Here is a 14,854-nt window from a genome sequence, read left to right as displayed (position 1 = left end):
TGGAATAAGGGGGCCTACGGGGACAGATCCATGCCCGTCGGTCCGGGTACACGGCGGGCAACGTCGCCCACCACGCTGGTGCACAGCAGGCTTCATTGCCCGCAGCGCTTACGGCTCATGCCCAGTGGTTAAGGATTCGAAACCGCCGAGTAACAGTTACTTATGCAGCCCCATGCATAGAACCCTCAGCCGAGCCATCATACGGTCGCACCGAACAAACTGCCCAGGGCGTACGTCACACCCGCCGCGGCACCGCCCAGGGCGAGCTGCCGCAGCCCGCTGTACCACCAGGAACGCGCGGTCACCCTGGCCACGACCGCCCCGCACGCGAAGAGCCCGAGCAGCGCCAGCAGCACCGCCGGCCACAGCGCGGTCGCACCGAGCAGATACGGGAGTACGGGCAACAGGGCACCCAACGCGAACGAGCCGAAAGAGGAGGCGGCGGCCACGGTCGGCGAGGGCAGGTCGCCGGGGTCGATACCCAGTTCCTCGCGTGCGTGGATCTCAAGGGCCTGCTCGGGGTCCTTGGACAGCTGCCTGGCCACCTCGCGGGCGAGCTTGGGGGTCACACCCCGGCCTTCGTACAGCTTGGCGAGCTCGTGTTCCTCGTCCTTGGGATGCTTGCGCAACTCCCTGCGTTCCACGTCGAGTTCGGCCTCGACGAGCTCGCGCTGCGAGGCGACGGAGGTGTACTCGCCGGCTGCCATGGAGAAGGCACCGGCGGCGAGTCCCGCAAGCCCGGTGAGAACGACCGTCTGGGGGGAGACGGCCCCGCCCGCCACACCGGTCATCAGCGCCAGGTTGGAGACGAGACCGTCCATCGCACCGAAGACCGCGGGGCGCAGCCAGCCACCGCTGACGTCCCGGTGGGTGTGGTTGTCGCGGTGCGCTTCGTGCAGGCTCGCTTCGGTCTCGATGATGGCCACGCCGGTCCCCCAGGAAGCTTGATTGGACTGGTTCCACTCCTTGACAGCATCAAAAGTACGCTGGGGATTCCACCTCTGCCAGCAAGGAAGGCCGTGCTTACCTGCGCGTTTGCGGACACACGAAGGGGGCGTCCCAAGAACTTTGGGGCGCCCCCTTCGACGTACAAGCCGACGTCAGGTCTTCTTGGCCGACTCGGCCTCGTCCTTCACGTCAGAGGATTCGGAGGCTTCAGGCTCCTTGGACTCCTTCTCGGACTCCTTGCCGGAGGCCTCCGCGTCGGCCTCCCGGCCGACCGCGGCAGCCGGCTCGACGACCTCTTCCCGTCCCGGCCGCCGCTTGGCCGACAGCACGATGTAGAGGACGGCGAGGAGGAAGACCACGATCGCGGTCCAGTTGTTCAGGCGCAGCCCGAGGAATTCATGGGCCTCGTCGACTCGCATGTACTCGATCCAGAACCGGCCCGCGCAGTACGCGGCGACATACAGCGCGAACGCCCGCCCGTGCCCGAGCTTGAAGCGCCTGTCGGCCCAGATGACGAGCAGCGCGACGCCGATGCACCACAGCGACTCGTAGAGGAAGGTCGGGTGGTACGTGCCAGGGATGCGCCCGTCGTCCGAGGACGTGATCTCCACCGCCCAGGGCAGATCGGTGGCGCGCCCGTACAGCTCCTGGTTGAACCAGTTGCCCCAGCGTCCGACGGCCTGCGCGAGCGCGATGCCCGGGGCGACGGCGTCGGCCCAGGCGGGCAGCGGAATCCCGCGGCGGCGGCAGCCGATCCACGCTCCCAGGCCGCCCATCGCGATGGCGCCCCAGATACCGAGGCCGCCCTCCCAGATCTTGAAGGCGTCGACCCAGTCCTGGCCCTCGCTGAAGTACAGCTGGTAGTCCGTGACGACGTGGTACAGCCGACCGCCGACGAGACCGAACGGCACCGCCCACACGGCGATGTCGGCCACGGTGCCGGACCGGCCCCCGCGGGCGATCCACCGTTTGTTTCCGAGCCAGACGGCCAGAAAGACGCCGGCGATGATGCAGAACGCGTAGCCGCGCAGCGGAATGGGGCCGACTTCGACCACACCGCGCGACGGGCTGGGGATATAGGCAAATTCCATGGCAGGGATGACGCTACCCTGCCGGGCGGGAAGTGCGGCAACCCGCCCGGGCTACGGCTCCATAACGGGATGACGGGCCATGGGTCTCGGGCCCCGAAACCCGCACCGCCGCTACGACTTGTCCGACTCCTCGACCATCCGCTTCAGCTTCGCCGGGGTCATCGCCCGGTCCTGGTAGATGTTCTCGCCGTTCAGCAGCACCGTCGGCGTGCCCTGGAAGCCGCCGCTCTGGAAGGCCTTGTTGGACTTGGCGACCCAGCTGTTGTGCGTACCGTCCTCGACGCACTTCCGATACGTGGGGGTGTCGAGTCCGTCGACCTTGCCCGCCAGCTCGATCAGCTTGCCGTTGTCGGCGAACTCGTCGCTCGTCTCGGGCGGCTGGTTCTGGAACAGCACGTCGTGGTACTCGGGAAACTTCCCGGCGTTCTGAGCGCATGCCGAGGCGTTGGCGGCGCGCAGGGAGCCGCTGCCGCCCATGTTCCCGTCGATCAGCGTGGCGAGGTGGTACTCGACCTTCAGCTGTCCGGAGTCCGTCAGTTCGTGGATCGTGGAGCGGTACGCGTCCTCGAAGCTCTTGCAGGCCGGGCAGCGGAAGTCCTCCCACACGGTGAGCGTCGATCTGGCGCTCTCCTTGCCCACGGGGATGGCGGGACTGTCGCCGCCGGTCGCCCCCGAGGGCGCTCTGACCGGGCCCTCGGGATCCGCCTTGCCGTTGCCCGCGTTCGCGGCCAGGGCGCCGATCACGCCCGCCAGTGCCAGTACGCAGACCACGGTGGAGCTCACGATCAGCGCACGGCGGCGCCTCTCCCCGGCCTTCTGCTTCTCTCGCTCGACCGCCAGCCGCTCGCGGGCGGTGCGCTTTCCATCACGGTTCTTCTCGCTCACATTTGGCAGAACGAACCGGGGAGGCACAGAGCGCCTCCCCGGTCCCAGGTCCACCCGTACGAGTGAGCGGATTATCCGTTTCTCCCCCGTCTGAAGGGACCGCCCGTCACACCGTCCCGCGCACGCCCTTCGCGAGGTCCGCGGCGAGTGTGCGTACGGCCTCCAGGGCCGCCGTTTCGTCCGGCGCGTCCAGCATGCGCTTGACGAAGGCCGAGCCGACGATGACGCCGTCGGCGAAGCCGGCGACCTCGGCGGCCTGTTCGGCGTTGGAGACGCCGAGGCCGACGCAGACCGGCAGTTCGGTGGTGGCCTTGGTACGTCGTACGAGGTCCTGCGCCTGCGCGCCCACCGACTCACGGGTGCCGGTGACGCCCATCAGGGAGGCCGCGTACACGAATCCGGAGCCCGCCGCGCTGATCTCGGCGAGCCGGGCGTCCTTGCTGCTGGGCGCGACGACGAAGACGGTCGCGAGGCCCTGCTTCTCGGCGTGCTCCCTCCACAGCGCGGACTCCTGCACCGGGAGGTCGGGCAGGATGCAGCCCGCCCCGCCGGCTTCCGCCAGCTCGGCGGTGAAGCGCTCGACGCCGTAGCGGTCGATGGGGTTCCAGTACGTCATGATGAGTACCGGCTTCCCGGTCGCCTCGTACGCCTCGCGGACCGTGCGCATCACGTCCGCGATCCTGACTCCGCCGCGCAGGGCGATGTCGTCGGCGGTCTGGATGACCGGGCCGTCGAGGACCGGGTCGCTGTGCGGCAGCCCGACCTCGACGACGTCGGCGCCGCCCTCGAAGACGGCCTTGACAGCGGCGATCCCGCCGTCGACGGTCGGGAATCCGGCCGGGAGGTACGCGATGAGGGCGGACCGGCCCTCCGCCTTCGCTGCCGCGAGGGTGTCGCTCAACAGCTGGATGTTGCCGCTCACTTGGCGTCTCCCTCGATCTCGGCGGTGTCGCTGTCGGCGTCCGCTGCGACCGCCGCGTCCGTGTCGTAGAGGCCGAAGTAACGGGCGGCCGTGTCCATGTCCTTGTCGCCGCGCCCGGACAGGTTGACGATGATCAGCCCGTCCTTGCCCAGCTCCTGGCCCACCTCCAGGGCACCGGCGAGCGCGTGGGCGCTCTCGATGGCCGGGATGATGCCCTCGGTCCGCGACAGCAGACGCAGGGCCTGCATGGCCGCGTCGTCGGTGACGGCGCGGTACTCGCCGCGGCCGCTGTCCTTGAGGTACGAGTGCTCGGGGCCGATGCCCGGGTAGTCGAGGCCGGCCGAGATCGAGTACGGCTCGGTGATCTGGCCTTCCTCGTCCTGGAGTACGTAACTCCTCGAACCGTGCAGGATGCCCGGCTCACCGGCGGTGAGGGTGGCCGCGTGCTCGCCGGTCTCGATGCCGTGGCCGGCCGGCTCGCAGCCGATGAGGCGTACGTCCGTGTCAGGGATGAAGGCGTGGAAGAGGCCGATGGCGTTCGAGCCGCCGCCGACGCAGGCGATGGCGGCGTCGGGGAGGCGACCGGCGCGCTCCAGGAGCTGCCGCCGGGCCTCGATCCCGATGACGCGGTGGAAGTCACGGACCATGGCCGGGAACGGGTGCGGCCCGGCGACGGTCCCGAACAGGTAGTGCGTGTGCTCGACGTTGGCGACCCAGTCGCGGAAGGCCTCGTTGATGGCGTCCTTCAGAGTGCGGCTGCCGGACTTCACGGCGATGACCTCGGCGCCGAGCATGCGCATACGGGCGACGTTGAGGGCCTGCCTCTGGGTGTCGATCTCGCCCATGTAGATGGTGCACTCGAGGCCGAAGAGGGCGCAGGCGGTGGCGGTCGCGACGCCGTGCTGGCCGGCTCCGGTCTCGGCGATGACACGGGTCTTGCCCATGCGCTTGGTGAGCAGGGCCTGGCCGAGCACATTGTTGATCTTGTGCGAGCCGGTGTGGTTCAGGTCTTCCCGCTTGAGGAAGATCCGGGCGCCACCGGCGTGTTCGGCGAACCGGGGCACCTCGGTCAGGGCGCTCGGCCGCCCGGTGTAGTTGACGAGCAGGTCGTCCAGCTCGCGCGCGAACTCCGGATCGGACTTCGCCTTGTCGTACTCCACGGCGACCTCGTCCACGGCGGCGACCAGCGCCTCGGGGATGAACTTGCCGCCGAACACGCCGAAGTAGCCCTCGGCAGTGGGAACTTGACCCTCCGGGTCAGGGATGAAGAACTCGCTGGGCATGCGGTTACCTCGCAGGGGCGTGAGGCCCCGGGTCTCGAGTCTGACAATGGTCACGGTATGCCTCGGGCGGGACACCGGCGGGGGCGTCCTCGCCTCAGGCGGACGGCACGCGACGGGCCCGCGCCTTCGGCGGGAGTCGGTGCCGTCCTGCGCCTCGGCGGACAGTGGCTGCCGCCTGTTCCTCCGGCGGGCTCTGGCTGCCGCCGTGGGACGGCGGTCCGCCGGAATCCGACGGTCCGAAACCGCGGGGTTGGTCGCCGCCTCGGCGGGACAGAGGCGTCCCCGCGGGGCGCGCCCGGTCCGTGATGGACCGATGCGCGCCAACAGGGACGCACCCGGGAACGAATCGGCGGAGCCTACCGGCGGCTCAGGCGCACGAGGCGCCGACGCCATCGCATCCCGTTGACCTGGCCCGGCTCGTCGCCGATCACGTACCGCACCCGGCGTCCGTGCACCCGACGGGCGGGCGCCCGGCAGCCGCGCGGGCGGCAGCCTCGGGCAAGGCGGGCGTAGGGGTCGCGGGCCGCTGTGGGCGCCGCTGCTACGGCGTGCGCTTCGGGGCGGCTGACGCGGGCGGGGAGCGCTTGCGGCGCGATGGGAACTTGGCCACCACGGCCGACGGTGCGGCAACCCTGGTGCCAGGCCTCGTCGGTGCGCAGGACCGCTGCCGCGACGGGACGCACCCCGGCGCGGGCCTCGCCCATGCGTGGAGCCGCCGCGACGAGGCGCCCTCCGAGAAGGGCCTCGCCGTCACTCGGATCATGCGGTGCAGCCGACCGTACGCGCGCCGAGTCCCCGTCGGGGCGCAGGCCCGGACGGGTGGTGGCGGCGTCGGAAACGGTGTGCACCGGAGCGTCAGCCCCGTCCGTGCCGCAGCGCGGGGTGCGCGCCCGCTGCCACCAGGTCGGAGACCGCTGCCTTCGGGTCGCGGCCCGTGACCAGGGACTCGCCGACCAGGACCGCGTCGGCACCGGCGTTGGCGTAGGCGATGAGGTCGTGGGGGCCGCGGACGCCTGACTCGGCGATCTTGACGATGGTATCGGGGATCTCGGGGGCGATGCGGTCGAAGGTCGAGCGGTCGACCTTCAGGGTCTTCAGGTCGCGGGCGTTGACGCCGATGACCTTCGCGCCGGCCTCCACCGCGCGCTCGACCTCGTCCTCGTCGTGCACCTCGACGATCGGTGTGAGCCCGATGGACTCGGCACGCTCGACGAGGGACTCCAGGGCGGGCTGGTCGAGGGCCGCGACGATCAGCAGGGCCAGATCCGCGCCGTACGCCCGCGCCTCCCACAGCTGGTACGACGTGACGATGAAGTCCTTGCGCAGGACCGGGATGTCCACCCGGGCGCGCACGGCCTCCAGGTCGGCCAGCGAACCTCCGAAGCGCCGCTGCTCGGTCAGTACCGAGATCACCGCCGCGCCGCCCGCCTCGTAGTCCGCCGCAAGCCCTGCCGGGTCGGCGATCGCGGCGAGCGCGCCCTTGGACGGGCTCGAACGCTTCACCTCGCAGATGACCTTGACGCCGTCGCCGCGCAGGGCGGCCACGCCGTCCTTGGCCGCAGGAGCCTTCGCCGCACGCTCCTTGAGCTCGTCGAGGCTGACGCGTGCCTGCCGCTCCGCGAGGTCGGCACGGACTCCGTCGATGATCTCGTCGAGCACACTCACGCGAGCGGCCCCCTTCCTGACGGTGAACGGTTCAAGCTGTCGAGCTGCTGAGCGGTTGATTCGAAGGTCGCCCGCATCAGACGAAACCGATGGTCACTGCGATGGTATCCGCAGGAGGGCATAGCTCCCGCATCCGGTTGACGGCGGTCCCACTACCTGGACATTCGCCAGTTGATCAAGGGTGAAGCCAGCCACCGAACGGCAGGTTCCGGACAACCGTGAAGACGAGCAGCAGCGCCCCGAGACCCCACAGATGGACGGTCCTCAAGTCGAGGCTCAGCGGGCGGCCCCGGACCGAGCGGACCACCCAGACGATCCACAGCACCGCGAACACGAAGTACGCCACGACCGCGACCGCGTTGGCCTGGAGCGCCGCCGCGAAGTCCCCGTGCACGAAGGCGTGCGCGCTGCGCAGTCCACCGCAGCCGGGGCAGTACACGCCCGCGTACTGGAGCAGCGGACAGGCGGGGTAGTGCCCCGGCTCGTTCGGGTCCACGGCGGCGACGTACGCGAAGGCCCCGGCGACGGCCGCGAGCACACCGCCGGGCACGGCGAGCCGCCGCGCCACGGATCCGGGAGGGGACGTCACCCTCTGGCTTTCGGGGTCCACGCAACGCATTCTGCCTCGCGCACAGGAAACCGCGCACAGCAAAAGGCGGCCCCGGCTTCCAGCGCCGGTGCCGCCTCGCTCGTCGCCGTGTGGCGGATCAGCTCTCGGAGGCCACCTTGTGCGGCGGGTGGGTGGACTTCGGCTGGCCGAGGCCCGCCGCGCGCATGGCCATGCCGACCACGCCACCGAGGACGACGATCACCATGCCGGCCCAGAAGCCCAGCGGGTTGGCCAGCACCATGAAGGCACCCGCGACGCAGAAACCGATGAAGGCGATGATGACACCGGTCCAGGCGGCCGGGGTGTGACCGTGGTGGTTGCCCGCCATGACTTGCTCCTCGTTGCTGATTGCGTGTGTGGCTGTGTGTGCCTGTGTGAGTCGCCTGAGTGAGTCGGACGCTCGAAGCCCATTGTCCCGCACGCGCGCGTGCACGTTGATCGGGGGTCCTGCCTCAAGCGCCCGCGCCGAGCGGCCTTGGTGAAGTCCGGTGCGGTACCGCGCCCCGTAAGGGGCGCGGGGCGTGACACTATGCGGCTCCGCCGCGATGGGGGTCCCCCCGCTCGAGCGGAGCCGAGAGTGGGGGAGCGACCAGCCCCCACCGGCCCGCAGCCTCATAACTGCACTTCCAGCGGAGCGCTTACGCTCCTGTCGGGTCCTCGCCACGGTCCAGCGCCTTCCACATCTCCTCGGGCCGGTCCGGGTCCGCGGCAGGCCTGGGCTTACGGGGCCTGGGGGTGCCGTCCCGCTCGTACCGGCCCGACATGGCCGGCCACAGCCGTCCGTAGCGCAGCGCGAGCAGTCCGGCGAGCAGGAGCAGCACTCCGCCCACGGCGGCGACGTACGGCCAGGCGGTATGGCTCATGGAGTCGACGGTCGCGGCGGTGTCGCCGGAGGCCTGCGCGGCCTTGTCGTCGAGTGCGGAGCTGTCGGAGGTGCCGAGGAGGGCCGCGGCCACGGTGCCCGCGCCGGAGAGCGCGAGGAGCCCGGCGACCAGGAAGCGCCCGGCACGGCGTACGGCGAAGACGGCGACGAGGGCGGCCAGGCCCACTATGGCGAGGGACGCGGGCACACCCGTGACGTCGCTGCCCGTGGCCTTCAGCGGGAAGTCGCCACCGGCCACCGTCGCGGTGCCCTCCGACCAGCCCTGCCGCGTGGCGAGCAGCGCCACGGCCGCGCCGAGCGCGCCGCACAGCAGGGCGATGGCAAGGCTCCGGCGGCCGGACCGGGCAGGTCCGGCGGCTTCGGATCGGGAGTGAGGTACAGCAGTCACGTACCCCACTATCGCTTGAACCCCGGGCGAACGGTCACCCGGGGCCCACGTGAGAAGTGCCCTATTGTCCGAGCCGGTTCGCCGTGTGCACCGCCCTGAGTACCGCCGCCGCCTTGTTGCGGCACTCGTCGTCCTCGGCCACGGGGTTCGAGTCGGCGACGACTCCGGCGCCGGCCTGCACGTACGCCGTGCCGTCCCGCAGCAGGGCCGTACGGATGGCGATGGCGGTGTCGGAGTCGCCCGCGAAGTCGAGGTAGCCGACGCAGCCGCCGTACACGCCGCGACGGCTCGGCTCCAGCTCGTCGATGATCTGCATCGCGCGGGGCTTGGGGGCGCCGGAGAGGGTGCCCGCGGGGAAACAGGCGGTCAGGACGTCGAAGGCCGTGCGGCCCTGTGCGACCTTGCCGGTCACCGTCGAGACGATGTGCATGACGTGCGAGTACCGCTCGATGGACATGAAGTCGACGACCTCGACGGAGCCCGGCTCGCAGACGCGGCCCAGGTCGTTGCGGCCCAGGTCGACGAGCATCAGGTGCTCGGCGCGCTCCTTGGGGTCGGCGAGGAGTTCGTCGGCGAGGGCCTGGTCCTCCTGCGGGGTCGCGCCGCGCGGCCGCGTACCGGCGATGGGGTGCACCATCGCGTGCCCGTCCTCGACCTTGACGAGGGCCTCCGGGGAGGAGCCCACGACGTCGAAGCCGTCGAAGCGGAAGAGGTACATGTACGGAGAGGGATTGGTCGCCCGCAGTACGCGGTAGACGTCCAACGCGCTTGCCGTGCAAGGGGTTTCGAAGCGCTGGGAGGGTACGACCTGGAAGGCCTCCCCTGCCCGGATGCGCTCCTTGATGTCCTCGACGGCGACCTGGTAGTCGGGGCCGCCCCACAGCGCGGTGTACTCGGGGAGTTCGGAGGGCGGGAGGGCGGCCGGGGGCTGGGAGACGGCGCGCGAGAGGTCGGCCTCCATGGCGTCGAGGCGGGCGACGGCGTCCGCGTAGGCCTCGTCGACGCCTGTGTCGAGGTCGTTGTGGTTGATCGCGTTGGCGATCAGCAGGACCGTGCCGTCCCAGTGGTCCAGGACCGCGAGGTCGCTGGTGAGCAGCATGGTCAGCTCGGGAAGTTTCAGGTCGTCGCGCTCGCCGGGGCCGATCTTCTCCAGGCGGCGCACGATGTCGTAGCCGAGGTAGCCGACCATGCCGCCGGTGAACGGGGGCAGTCCGCTGTCGTGGACGAGGTCGTGCGGGGTGTGCAGCGCCTCGACGGTGGCGCGCAGGGCGGCGAGCGGGTCGCCGTCGACGGGGACGCCGACGGGCGGGGTGCCGATCCAGTGCGTCTGTCCGTCGCGCTCGGTGAGGGTTGCGTGGCTGCGGACACCTACGAAGGAGTACCGGGACCACGAGAGGCCGTTCTCGGCGGACTCCAGCAGGAAGGTGCCGGGGCGCTCGGCGGCGAGCTTGCGGTAGAGCGCGACGGGTGTGTCGCCGTCCGCGAGGAGCTTGCGGCTGACGGGGATGACACGCCGGTCGGTGGCCAGCTTGCGGAAGGTCTCGAGGTCCATGGCGGCTGACCTTACTGACCGAGGGGCGGTACGTCGGACACGGCGTCCTTGAGCAGGACGTCGGCGTCGAAGCAGGTGCGGGCGCCCGTGTGGCAGGCGGCGCCCACCTGGTCGACCTTCACCAGGACGGTGTCGGCGTCGCAGTCGAGGGCGACGGACTTGACGTACTGGACGTGTCCGGAGGTGTCGCCCTTGACCCAGTACTCCTGGCGGCTGCGCGACCAGTAGGTGCAGCGGCCCGTGGTCAGCGTGCGGTGCAGCGCCTCGTCGTTCATCCAGCCCAGCATCAGCACCTCTCCGGTGTCGTACTGCTGGGCGATCGCGGGGACGAGCCCGTCCGCGCTGCGCTTGAGGCGCGCGGCGATGGCGGGATCCAGGCGACTGGATGGAGAACCGTGGCGCGAAGCGCCTCGATGAGGGGCGGTGCTCGGGTGACGGGCGGGCGGGGGCGTGCGGGTCATGGGAGCCATTGTGCCGCGCTCGTACGGGCCGTCCGGCGGGCGTCCACTGTCCGGACCGCGAGCCCGGTCGTAGGCTGGCAGACATGTCGACCCATGCAAAGCGTGAACGACTTCTCCTCGCCGACCTGTTGGAGGCCTCGGGCCCGGATGCCCCGACCCTGTGCGAGGGCTGGAACACCCGTGATCTCGCCGCCCACGTGGTGGTGCGCGAGCGCCGCCCGGACGCCGCCGGCGGCGCCCTCATCAAGCAGCTCGCGCCGCGTCTGGACCGGGTGATGGCGGAGTTCGCAGAGAAGCCGTACGAGGAACTGATCCAGCTGATCCGTACCGGCCCGCCGCGCTTCTCGCCCTTCTCCCTCAAGCAGATCGACGAGGCGGCGAACACGGTCGAGTTCTACGTCCACACCGAGGACGTACGCCGCGCCCAGCCCGACTGGACACCCCGCGAACTCGACCCCGTCTTCCAGGACGCCCTCTGGTCCCGCCTGGAACGCACGGCCCGCCTCGTGGGCCGCGGCGTTCCCACCGGCCTGGTCCTGCGCCGCCCCGACGGCCAGACAGCGGTGGCCCACCGCGGCACTCCGGTCGTCACGGCCACCGGCGAACCCTCCGAGCTGCTGATGTTCACATACGGCCGCCAGAACGAGGCCGACGTGGAACTGGAAGGCGACAAGGACGCGATCGCGAAGCTGCACGATACGAAGCAGCTGGGGATCTAGGCGGGGACTGATGCGCGCTGGAAGGTTGCGCAACGAGCGTTGCGCAACCTTCCTTGTCCATCCTGTCTACGCGGCCCACTCACGCAGCAAACGGGCCGTTTCCGTGAGGTCGGCCTCGTCGCTGCGGATGTCGGATACGAGTTTCGCCCAGTCGCCGGGCCGCCGGTCGATCGGCGTCCCCGACGCCTCCATGTACGCGCGGATGCAGCCGATGCCGATCGACGCGTTGTAGTCCGCGAACGGCCTGAGCCTCAGCGCCGTATGCAGGAAAGTCGCCGCGCGTGCCGCGGCTCCCTCGTGGTAGGGCTCCCCAGCGACGCGCTCGTACCTGTGCCGCTCGGCCATACAGTGCAGCGCGCCCCAGTCGCGAATCGGGGTGTTCTCCGGGGAGACCCCGATCTGGACGTTGAGGATCCAACCTGCGTCTACGTAGAGCGTCACCGGAGGCCCGCCGGGAAACGCTCCTCGAAGTCCGCCATGATCTCTTGGGCGTACTTCGAGGCCCCCTCGACGAACCGCTGCTTCTGCCGCCGCCGCACGACGTCCTCGGTCAGTATGTCGTGGGCCAGCCGCTTGATCGCGACACCTTGCTCCTTGGCCTCGGCGCGCAGCTCGGCCAGTTCCTCTTCAGTGAAGTCGATCGTGATTCCAGGCATGCGATCACACTAGATGGGACGCCACCATGACTACCCCCAGCTCACTGCCATGAGCGACACCTCGAACTACCGTACGAGACATCCCGCCCCCCGCAGCGTCTCCTTCACCTCGCCGATCCGCAGGTCCCCGAAGTGGAAGACGGAGGCCGCGAGTACCGCGTCCGCGCCCGCGGTGATCGCCGGCGGGAAGTCGGCGAGCCGCCCGGCGCCGCCGCTGGCGATCAGCGGGACGGTGACGTGCTTGCGTACCGCTTCGATCATCTCGATGTCGTAGCCGTCCTTCGTGCCGTCCGCGTCCATCGAGTTAAGCAGGATCTCGCCCGCGCCCAACTCGGCTGCCTGGTGCGCCCATTCGACGGCGTCGATGCCCGTGCCCTTGCGACCACCGTGCGTCGTCACCTCGAAGCTTCCGGACGGCGTCCTGCGTGCGTCGACCGACAGGACCAGGACCTGGCGGCCGAAGCGTTCGGCGATCTCGCGGATCAGCTCCGGACGGGCGATCGCCGCGGTGTTCACGCCCACCTTGTCCGCGCCCGCCCGCAGCAGCTTGTCGACGTCCTCGGTGGTACGGACCCCACCGCCGACCGTCAGCGGAATGAACACCTGCTCCGCCGTGCGCCGCACCACGTCGTACGTCGTCTCGCGGTTGCCCGACGAGGCCGTGATGTCCAGGAACGTCAGCTCGTCGGCGCCCTCGGCGTCGTACACCTTGGCCATCTCGACGGGGTCGCCCGCGTCGCGCAGGTTCTGGAAGTTGACGCCCTTGACGACCCGGCCGTTGTCGACGTCCAGGCAGGGGATGACTCGGACCGCCAGGGTCATGAATTCACGGCTCCTCACCAGCAAAAATGCGCTTCTAGCCTCTGAAGGCTTCCAGTTCCACTTCGACCAGGATGCGCGGATCGACGAAGCCGTCCACGATCAGCAGGGTCGAGACCGGGCGCACGGAGTCGAAGAGCTCCTTGTGGGCCCGGCCCACCTCGTCCACGTCCCGCGCGTGGGTGAGGTACAACCGCGTACGGAGCACGGACCTGGCGTCGAGCCCGAACTCGCCTATCGCGTCCAGGGCGTTGGCGAACGCCACCCTGGCCTGCTCGTACGGGTCGCCCTCCCCGTACAGCACGCTGCCCTTGAAAGACGTCGTGCCCGCCACCAGGACGCGGTCTCCCGCCGCGACGGCGCGTGCGAAACCGAAGGACTCCTCCCAGGGGCTTCCGCTCTGCACGCGCCGCACGGCATCGCTCATGACGCCACAGCCTCCAAGGCCTCTTCCAGGGTGAACGCCTTCGCGTACAGGGCCTTCCCGACGATGGAGCCCTCGACACCGAGGGGTACGAGCTCGGCGATGGCCCGCAGGTCGTCCAGGGAGGACACCCCGCCGGAGGCCACCACCGGGCGGTCCGTCGCCGCGCACACGTTGCGCAGCAGCTCCAGGTTCGGGCCCTGCAGCGTGCCGTCCTTGGCGATGTCCGTCACCACGTACCGCGCGCAGCCCTCCTTGTTGAGGCGCTCCAGCGTCTCGTACAGGTCGCCGCCGTCGCGGGTCCAGCCGCGACCGCGCAGCGTCGTACCGCGTACGTCGAGACCGACCGCGATCTTGTCGCCGTGCTCGGCGATGACCTTGGCGACCCACTCGGGGGTCTCCAAGGCGGCCGTACCCAGGTTCACGCGCGTGCAGCCGGTGGCCAGCGCGGCGGCCAGCGAGGCATCGTCGCGGATGCCGCCGGACAGCTCGACCTTGATGTCCATCGCCTTTGTGACCTCGGCGATCAGCGCGCGGTTGTCGCCCGTCCCGAACGCCGCGTCCAGGTCCACCAGATGCAGCCACTCGGCACCCGCCCGCTGCCAGGCGAGAGCGGCCTCCAGGGGAGAGCCGTACGAGGTCTCCGTACCGGACTCGCCGTGCACCAGGCGGACCGCCTGGCCGTCACGGACGTCGACAGCGGGGAGGAGTTCGAGCTTCCCAGAGGGATTCGACGTCATCAGAGGGTTCCGATCCAGTTGTTCAGCAGCTGCGCTCCGGCGTCGCCGGACTTCTCGGGGTGGAACTGCGTCGCCCACAGGGCGCCGTTCTCCACGGCCGCCACGAAGGGCTTGCCGTGCGTCGACCAGGTCACCAGGGGTTCCCGCATCGCCGCGTTCGCGGTCTCCATGGACCAGTCGTGGACGGCGTACGAGTGCACGAAGTAGAAGCGGGCGTCGGAGTCCAGGTCCGCGAACAGCTCCGAACCGGCCGGTGCCGCCACGGTGTTCCAGCCCATGTGCGGCACGATGTCGGCCTGGAGCGGCTCGACCGAGCCGGGCCACTCGTCCAGGCCCTCGGTCTCCACTCCGTGCTCGATGCCGCGCGCGAAGAGGATCTGCATGCCGACGCAGATGCCCATCACCGGGCGCCCGCCCGACAGCCGGCGATCGATGATCCAGTCGCCGCGGGCTTCAAGAAGGCCCCGCATACAGGAGGCGAAGGCGCCGACTCCCGGCACCAGCAGCCCGTCCGCGTTCATGGCCTTGTCGAAGTCGCGGGTTATCTCGACGTCGGCACCCGCGCGCGCGAGGGCACGTTCGGCGGACCGTACGTTCCCAAAGCCGTAGTCAAAGACGACTACTCGTTTTGAAGGGGCGCTCAATTCCATACCTCCAGCCGGAGGATCCCCGCCACGAGACACATCGCGGCACCGATGGAGAGCAGCACGATGAGGCTCTTCGGCATCTGCTGCTTGACGAAGGAGATGATGCCGCCGACCAGGAAGAGCCCGACGACGATCAGTACGGTGGACAGACCGCTCATGGC

The 14,854-nt window shown here is 70.0% G+C and carries 20 protein-coding genes; 1 reads left to right on the top strand and 19 read right to left on the bottom strand.

Features of this window, described 5'->3' with window-relative positions; all coding sequences use genetic code 11:
* Window positions 1-197: 197 nt before the first annotated feature.
* From ACYVO6_RS44890 to hisI, 12 genes are all read right to left on the bottom strand, one after another.
* Window positions 198-926: a VIT1/CCC1 transporter family protein gene (locus ACYVO6_RS44890; protein WP_461072003.1), complete on the bottom strand. Its 729-nt coding sequence runs from the start codon at window positions 924-926 to the stop codon at window positions 198-200.
* A 174-nt stretch (window positions 927-1,100) separates the two neighbouring features.
* Window positions 1,101-2,039, bottom strand: a complete 939-nt coding sequence (gene lgt, locus ACYVO6_RS44885) for a prolipoprotein diacylglyceryl transferase (RefSeq protein ID WP_461072001.1) — start codon at window positions 2,037-2,039, stop codon at window positions 1,101-1,103.
* 111 nt (window positions 2,040-2,150) lie between these two features.
* Entirely contained in the window at window positions 2,151-2,924 is a 774-nt protein-coding gene (locus tag ACYVO6_RS44880) for a DsbA family protein (protein WP_461071999.1), read from the bottom strand.
* Between the two features lie 106 nt (window positions 2,925-3,030).
* A complete protein-coding gene (gene trpA, locus ACYVO6_RS44875) occupies window positions 3,031-3,846 on the bottom strand; it encodes a tryptophan synthase subunit alpha (RefSeq protein WP_461071997.1) in 816 nt (271 codons plus the stop codon).
* Window positions 3,843-5,129, bottom strand: coding sequence for a tryptophan synthase subunit beta (gene trpB, locus ACYVO6_RS44870; protein ID WP_461071995.1), 1,287 nt, complete (start codon window positions 5,127-5,129; stop codon window positions 3,843-3,845). Before trpB ends, trpA begins: the two co-directional genes overlap by 4 nt.
* A gap of 356 nt (window positions 5,130-5,485) precedes the next feature.
* Window positions 5,486-5,725, bottom strand: a complete 240-nt coding sequence (gene trpM / locus ACYVO6_RS44865) for a tryptophan biosynthesis modulator TrpM (protein WP_461072032.1) — start codon at window positions 5,723-5,725, stop codon at window positions 5,486-5,488.
* Window positions 5,726-5,984: 259 nt separating this feature from the next.
* On the bottom strand, window positions 5,985-6,794 hold the full coding sequence (gene trpC / locus ACYVO6_RS44860; RefSeq protein WP_461071993.1) for an indole-3-glycerol phosphate synthase TrpC: 810 nt from the start codon (window positions 6,792-6,794) through the stop codon (window positions 5,985-5,987).
* Between the two features lie 175 nt (window positions 6,795-6,969).
* Entirely contained in the window at window positions 6,970-7,413 is a 444-nt protein-coding gene (locus ACYVO6_RS44855) for a DUF2752 domain-containing protein (RefSeq protein ID WP_461071991.1), read from the bottom strand.
* Between the two features lie 88 nt (window positions 7,414-7,501).
* Window positions 7,502-7,732 (bottom strand): HGxxPAAW family protein, encoded by a 231-nt coding sequence (locus tag ACYVO6_RS44850; protein ID WP_461071989.1) that lies wholly within the window; start codon window positions 7,730-7,732, stop codon window positions 7,502-7,504.
* 310 nt (window positions 7,733-8,042) lie between these two features.
* Window positions 8,043-8,684 (bottom strand): TIGR02234 family membrane protein, encoded by a 642-nt coding sequence (locus ACYVO6_RS44845; RefSeq protein WP_461071987.1) that lies wholly within the window; start codon window positions 8,682-8,684, stop codon window positions 8,043-8,045.
* A gap of 52 nt (window positions 8,685-8,736) precedes the next feature.
* Window positions 8,737-10,227: an anthranilate synthase component I gene (locus ACYVO6_RS44840; RefSeq protein ID WP_461071985.1), complete on the bottom strand. Its 1,491-nt coding sequence runs from the start codon at window positions 10,225-10,227 to the stop codon at window positions 8,737-8,739.
* Between the two features lie 11 nt (window positions 10,228-10,238).
* On the bottom strand, window positions 10,239-10,688 hold the full coding sequence (gene hisI / locus ACYVO6_RS44835; protein WP_461071983.1) for a phosphoribosyl-AMP cyclohydrolase: 450 nt from the start codon (window positions 10,686-10,688) through the stop codon (window positions 10,239-10,241).
* 83 nt (window positions 10,689-10,771) lie between these two features.
* On the opposite strand from hisI, the gene ACYVO6_RS44830 reads away from it, so the two are divergent.
* Window positions 10,772-11,407 carry a TIGR03085 family metal-binding protein gene (locus ACYVO6_RS44830; RefSeq protein WP_461071981.1) on the top strand — a complete coding sequence of 212 codons (636 nt, stop codon included), beginning with the start codon at window positions 10,772-10,774 and terminating at the stop codon, window positions 11,405-11,407.
* 66 nt (window positions 11,408-11,473) lie between these two features.
* Here the strand turns inward: ACYVO6_RS44830 and ACYVO6_RS44825 are convergent, their stop codons facing one another.
* The 7 genes from ACYVO6_RS44825 to ACYVO6_RS44795 all read right to left on the bottom strand — a co-directional run bounded on the left by ACYVO6_RS44825 (window position 11,474) and on the right by ACYVO6_RS44795 (window position 14,851).
* Window positions 11,474-11,848, bottom strand: a complete 375-nt coding sequence (locus ACYVO6_RS44825; protein ID WP_461071979.1) for a hypothetical protein — start codon at window positions 11,846-11,848, stop codon at window positions 11,474-11,476.
* Window positions 11,845-12,063: a hypothetical protein gene (locus ACYVO6_RS44820; protein WP_461071977.1), complete on the bottom strand. Its 219-nt coding sequence runs from the start codon at window positions 12,061-12,063 to the stop codon at window positions 11,845-11,847. The genes ACYVO6_RS44825 and ACYVO6_RS44820 overlap by 4 nt, the downstream gene beginning before the upstream one ends.
* Window positions 12,064-12,129: 66 nt before the next feature.
* The gene (gene hisF / locus ACYVO6_RS44815) at window positions 12,130-12,885 is read right to left on the bottom strand and encodes an imidazole glycerol phosphate synthase subunit HisF (protein WP_461071975.1); all 756 of its coding nucleotides are present in this window, start codon (window positions 12,883-12,885) and stop codon (window positions 12,130-12,132) included.
* A 34-nt stretch (window positions 12,886-12,919) separates the two neighbouring features.
* Entirely contained in the window at window positions 12,920-13,309 is a 390-nt protein-coding gene (locus tag ACYVO6_RS44810; RefSeq protein ID WP_461071973.1) for a RidA family protein, read from the bottom strand.
* Entirely contained in the window at window positions 13,306-14,046 is a 741-nt protein-coding gene (gene priA / locus ACYVO6_RS44805) for a bifunctional 1-(5-phosphoribosyl)-5-((5-phosphoribosylamino)methylideneamino)imidazole-4-carboxamide isomerase/phosphoribosylanthranilate isomerase PriA (RefSeq protein WP_461071971.1), read from the bottom strand. The genes ACYVO6_RS44810 and priA overlap by 4 nt, the downstream gene beginning before the upstream one ends.
* Window positions 14,046-14,696, bottom strand: coding sequence for an imidazole glycerol phosphate synthase subunit HisH (gene hisH / locus ACYVO6_RS44800; protein ID WP_461071969.1), 651 nt, complete (start codon window positions 14,694-14,696; stop codon window positions 14,046-14,048). Before hisH ends, priA begins: the two co-directional genes overlap by 1 nt.
* The gene (locus tag ACYVO6_RS44795; RefSeq protein WP_461071967.1) at window positions 14,687-14,851 is read right to left on the bottom strand and encodes a hypothetical protein; all 165 of its coding nucleotides are present in this window, start codon (window positions 14,849-14,851) and stop codon (window positions 14,687-14,689) included. Before ACYVO6_RS44795 ends, hisH begins: the two co-directional genes overlap by 10 nt.
* Window positions 14,852-14,854: the final 3 nt, after the last annotated feature.

The sequence above is a fragment of the Streptomyces pseudoechinosporeus genome, from assembly GCF_054783935.1.
The sequence above is the reverse complement of the archived record's forward strand: the minus strand, read 5'-3'. Positions and strand labels throughout refer to the sequence as shown.

What these genes read in the sequence shown, in the direction of transcription:
- ACYVO6_RS44810 (WP_461071973.1), bottom strand. Translation starts at nt 13,309, where the DNA reads ATGAGCGATGCCGTGCGGCGCGTGCAGAGCGGAAGCCCCTGGGAGGAG.
- hisF (WP_461071975.1), bottom strand. Translation starts at nt 12,885, where the DNA reads ATGACCCTGGCGGTCCGAGTCATCCCCTGCCTGGACGTCGACAACGGC.
- ACYVO6_RS44850 (WP_461071989.1), bottom strand. Translation starts at nt 7,732, where the DNA reads ATGGCGGGCAACCACCACGGTCACACCCCGGCCGCCTGGACCGGTGTC.
- ACYVO6_RS44855 (WP_461071991.1), bottom strand. Translation starts at nt 7,413, where the DNA reads ATGCGTTGCGTGGACCCCGAAAGCCAGAGGGTGACGTCCCCTCCCGGA.
- ACYVO6_RS44840 (WP_461071985.1), bottom strand. Translation starts at nt 10,227, where the DNA reads ATGGACCTCGAGACCTTCCGCAAGCTGGCCACCGACCGGCGTGTCATC.
- hisI (WP_461071983.1), bottom strand. Translation starts at nt 10,688, where the DNA reads ATGACCCGCACGCCCCCGCCCGCCCGTCACCCGAGCACCGCCCCTCAT.
- priA (WP_461071971.1), bottom strand. Translation starts at nt 14,046, where the DNA reads ATGACGTCGAATCCCTCTGGGAAGCTCGAACTCCTCCCCGCTGTCGAC.
- hisH (WP_461071969.1), bottom strand. Translation starts at nt 14,696, where the DNA reads ATGGAATTGAGCGCCCCTTCAAAACGAGTAGTCGTCTTTGACTACGGC.
- ACYVO6_RS44820 (WP_461071977.1), bottom strand. Translation starts at nt 12,063, where the DNA reads ATGCCTGGAATCACGATCGACTTCACTGAAGAGGAACTGGCCGAGCTG.
- lgt (WP_461072001.1), bottom strand. Translation starts at nt 2,039, where the DNA reads ATGGAATTTGCCTATATCCCCAGCCCGTCGCGCGGTGTGGTCGAAGTC.
- ACYVO6_RS44830 (WP_461071981.1), top strand. Translation starts at nt 10,772, where the DNA reads ATGTCGACCCATGCAAAGCGTGAACGACTTCTCCTCGCCGACCTGTTG.
- trpB (WP_461071995.1), bottom strand. Translation starts at nt 5,129, where the DNA reads ATGCCCAGCGAGTTCTTCATCCCTGACCCGGAGGGTCAAGTTCCCACT.
- ACYVO6_RS44795 (WP_461071967.1), bottom strand. Translation starts at nt 14,851, where the DNA reads ATGAGCGGTCTGTCCACCGTACTGATCGTCGTCGGGCTCTTCCTGGTC.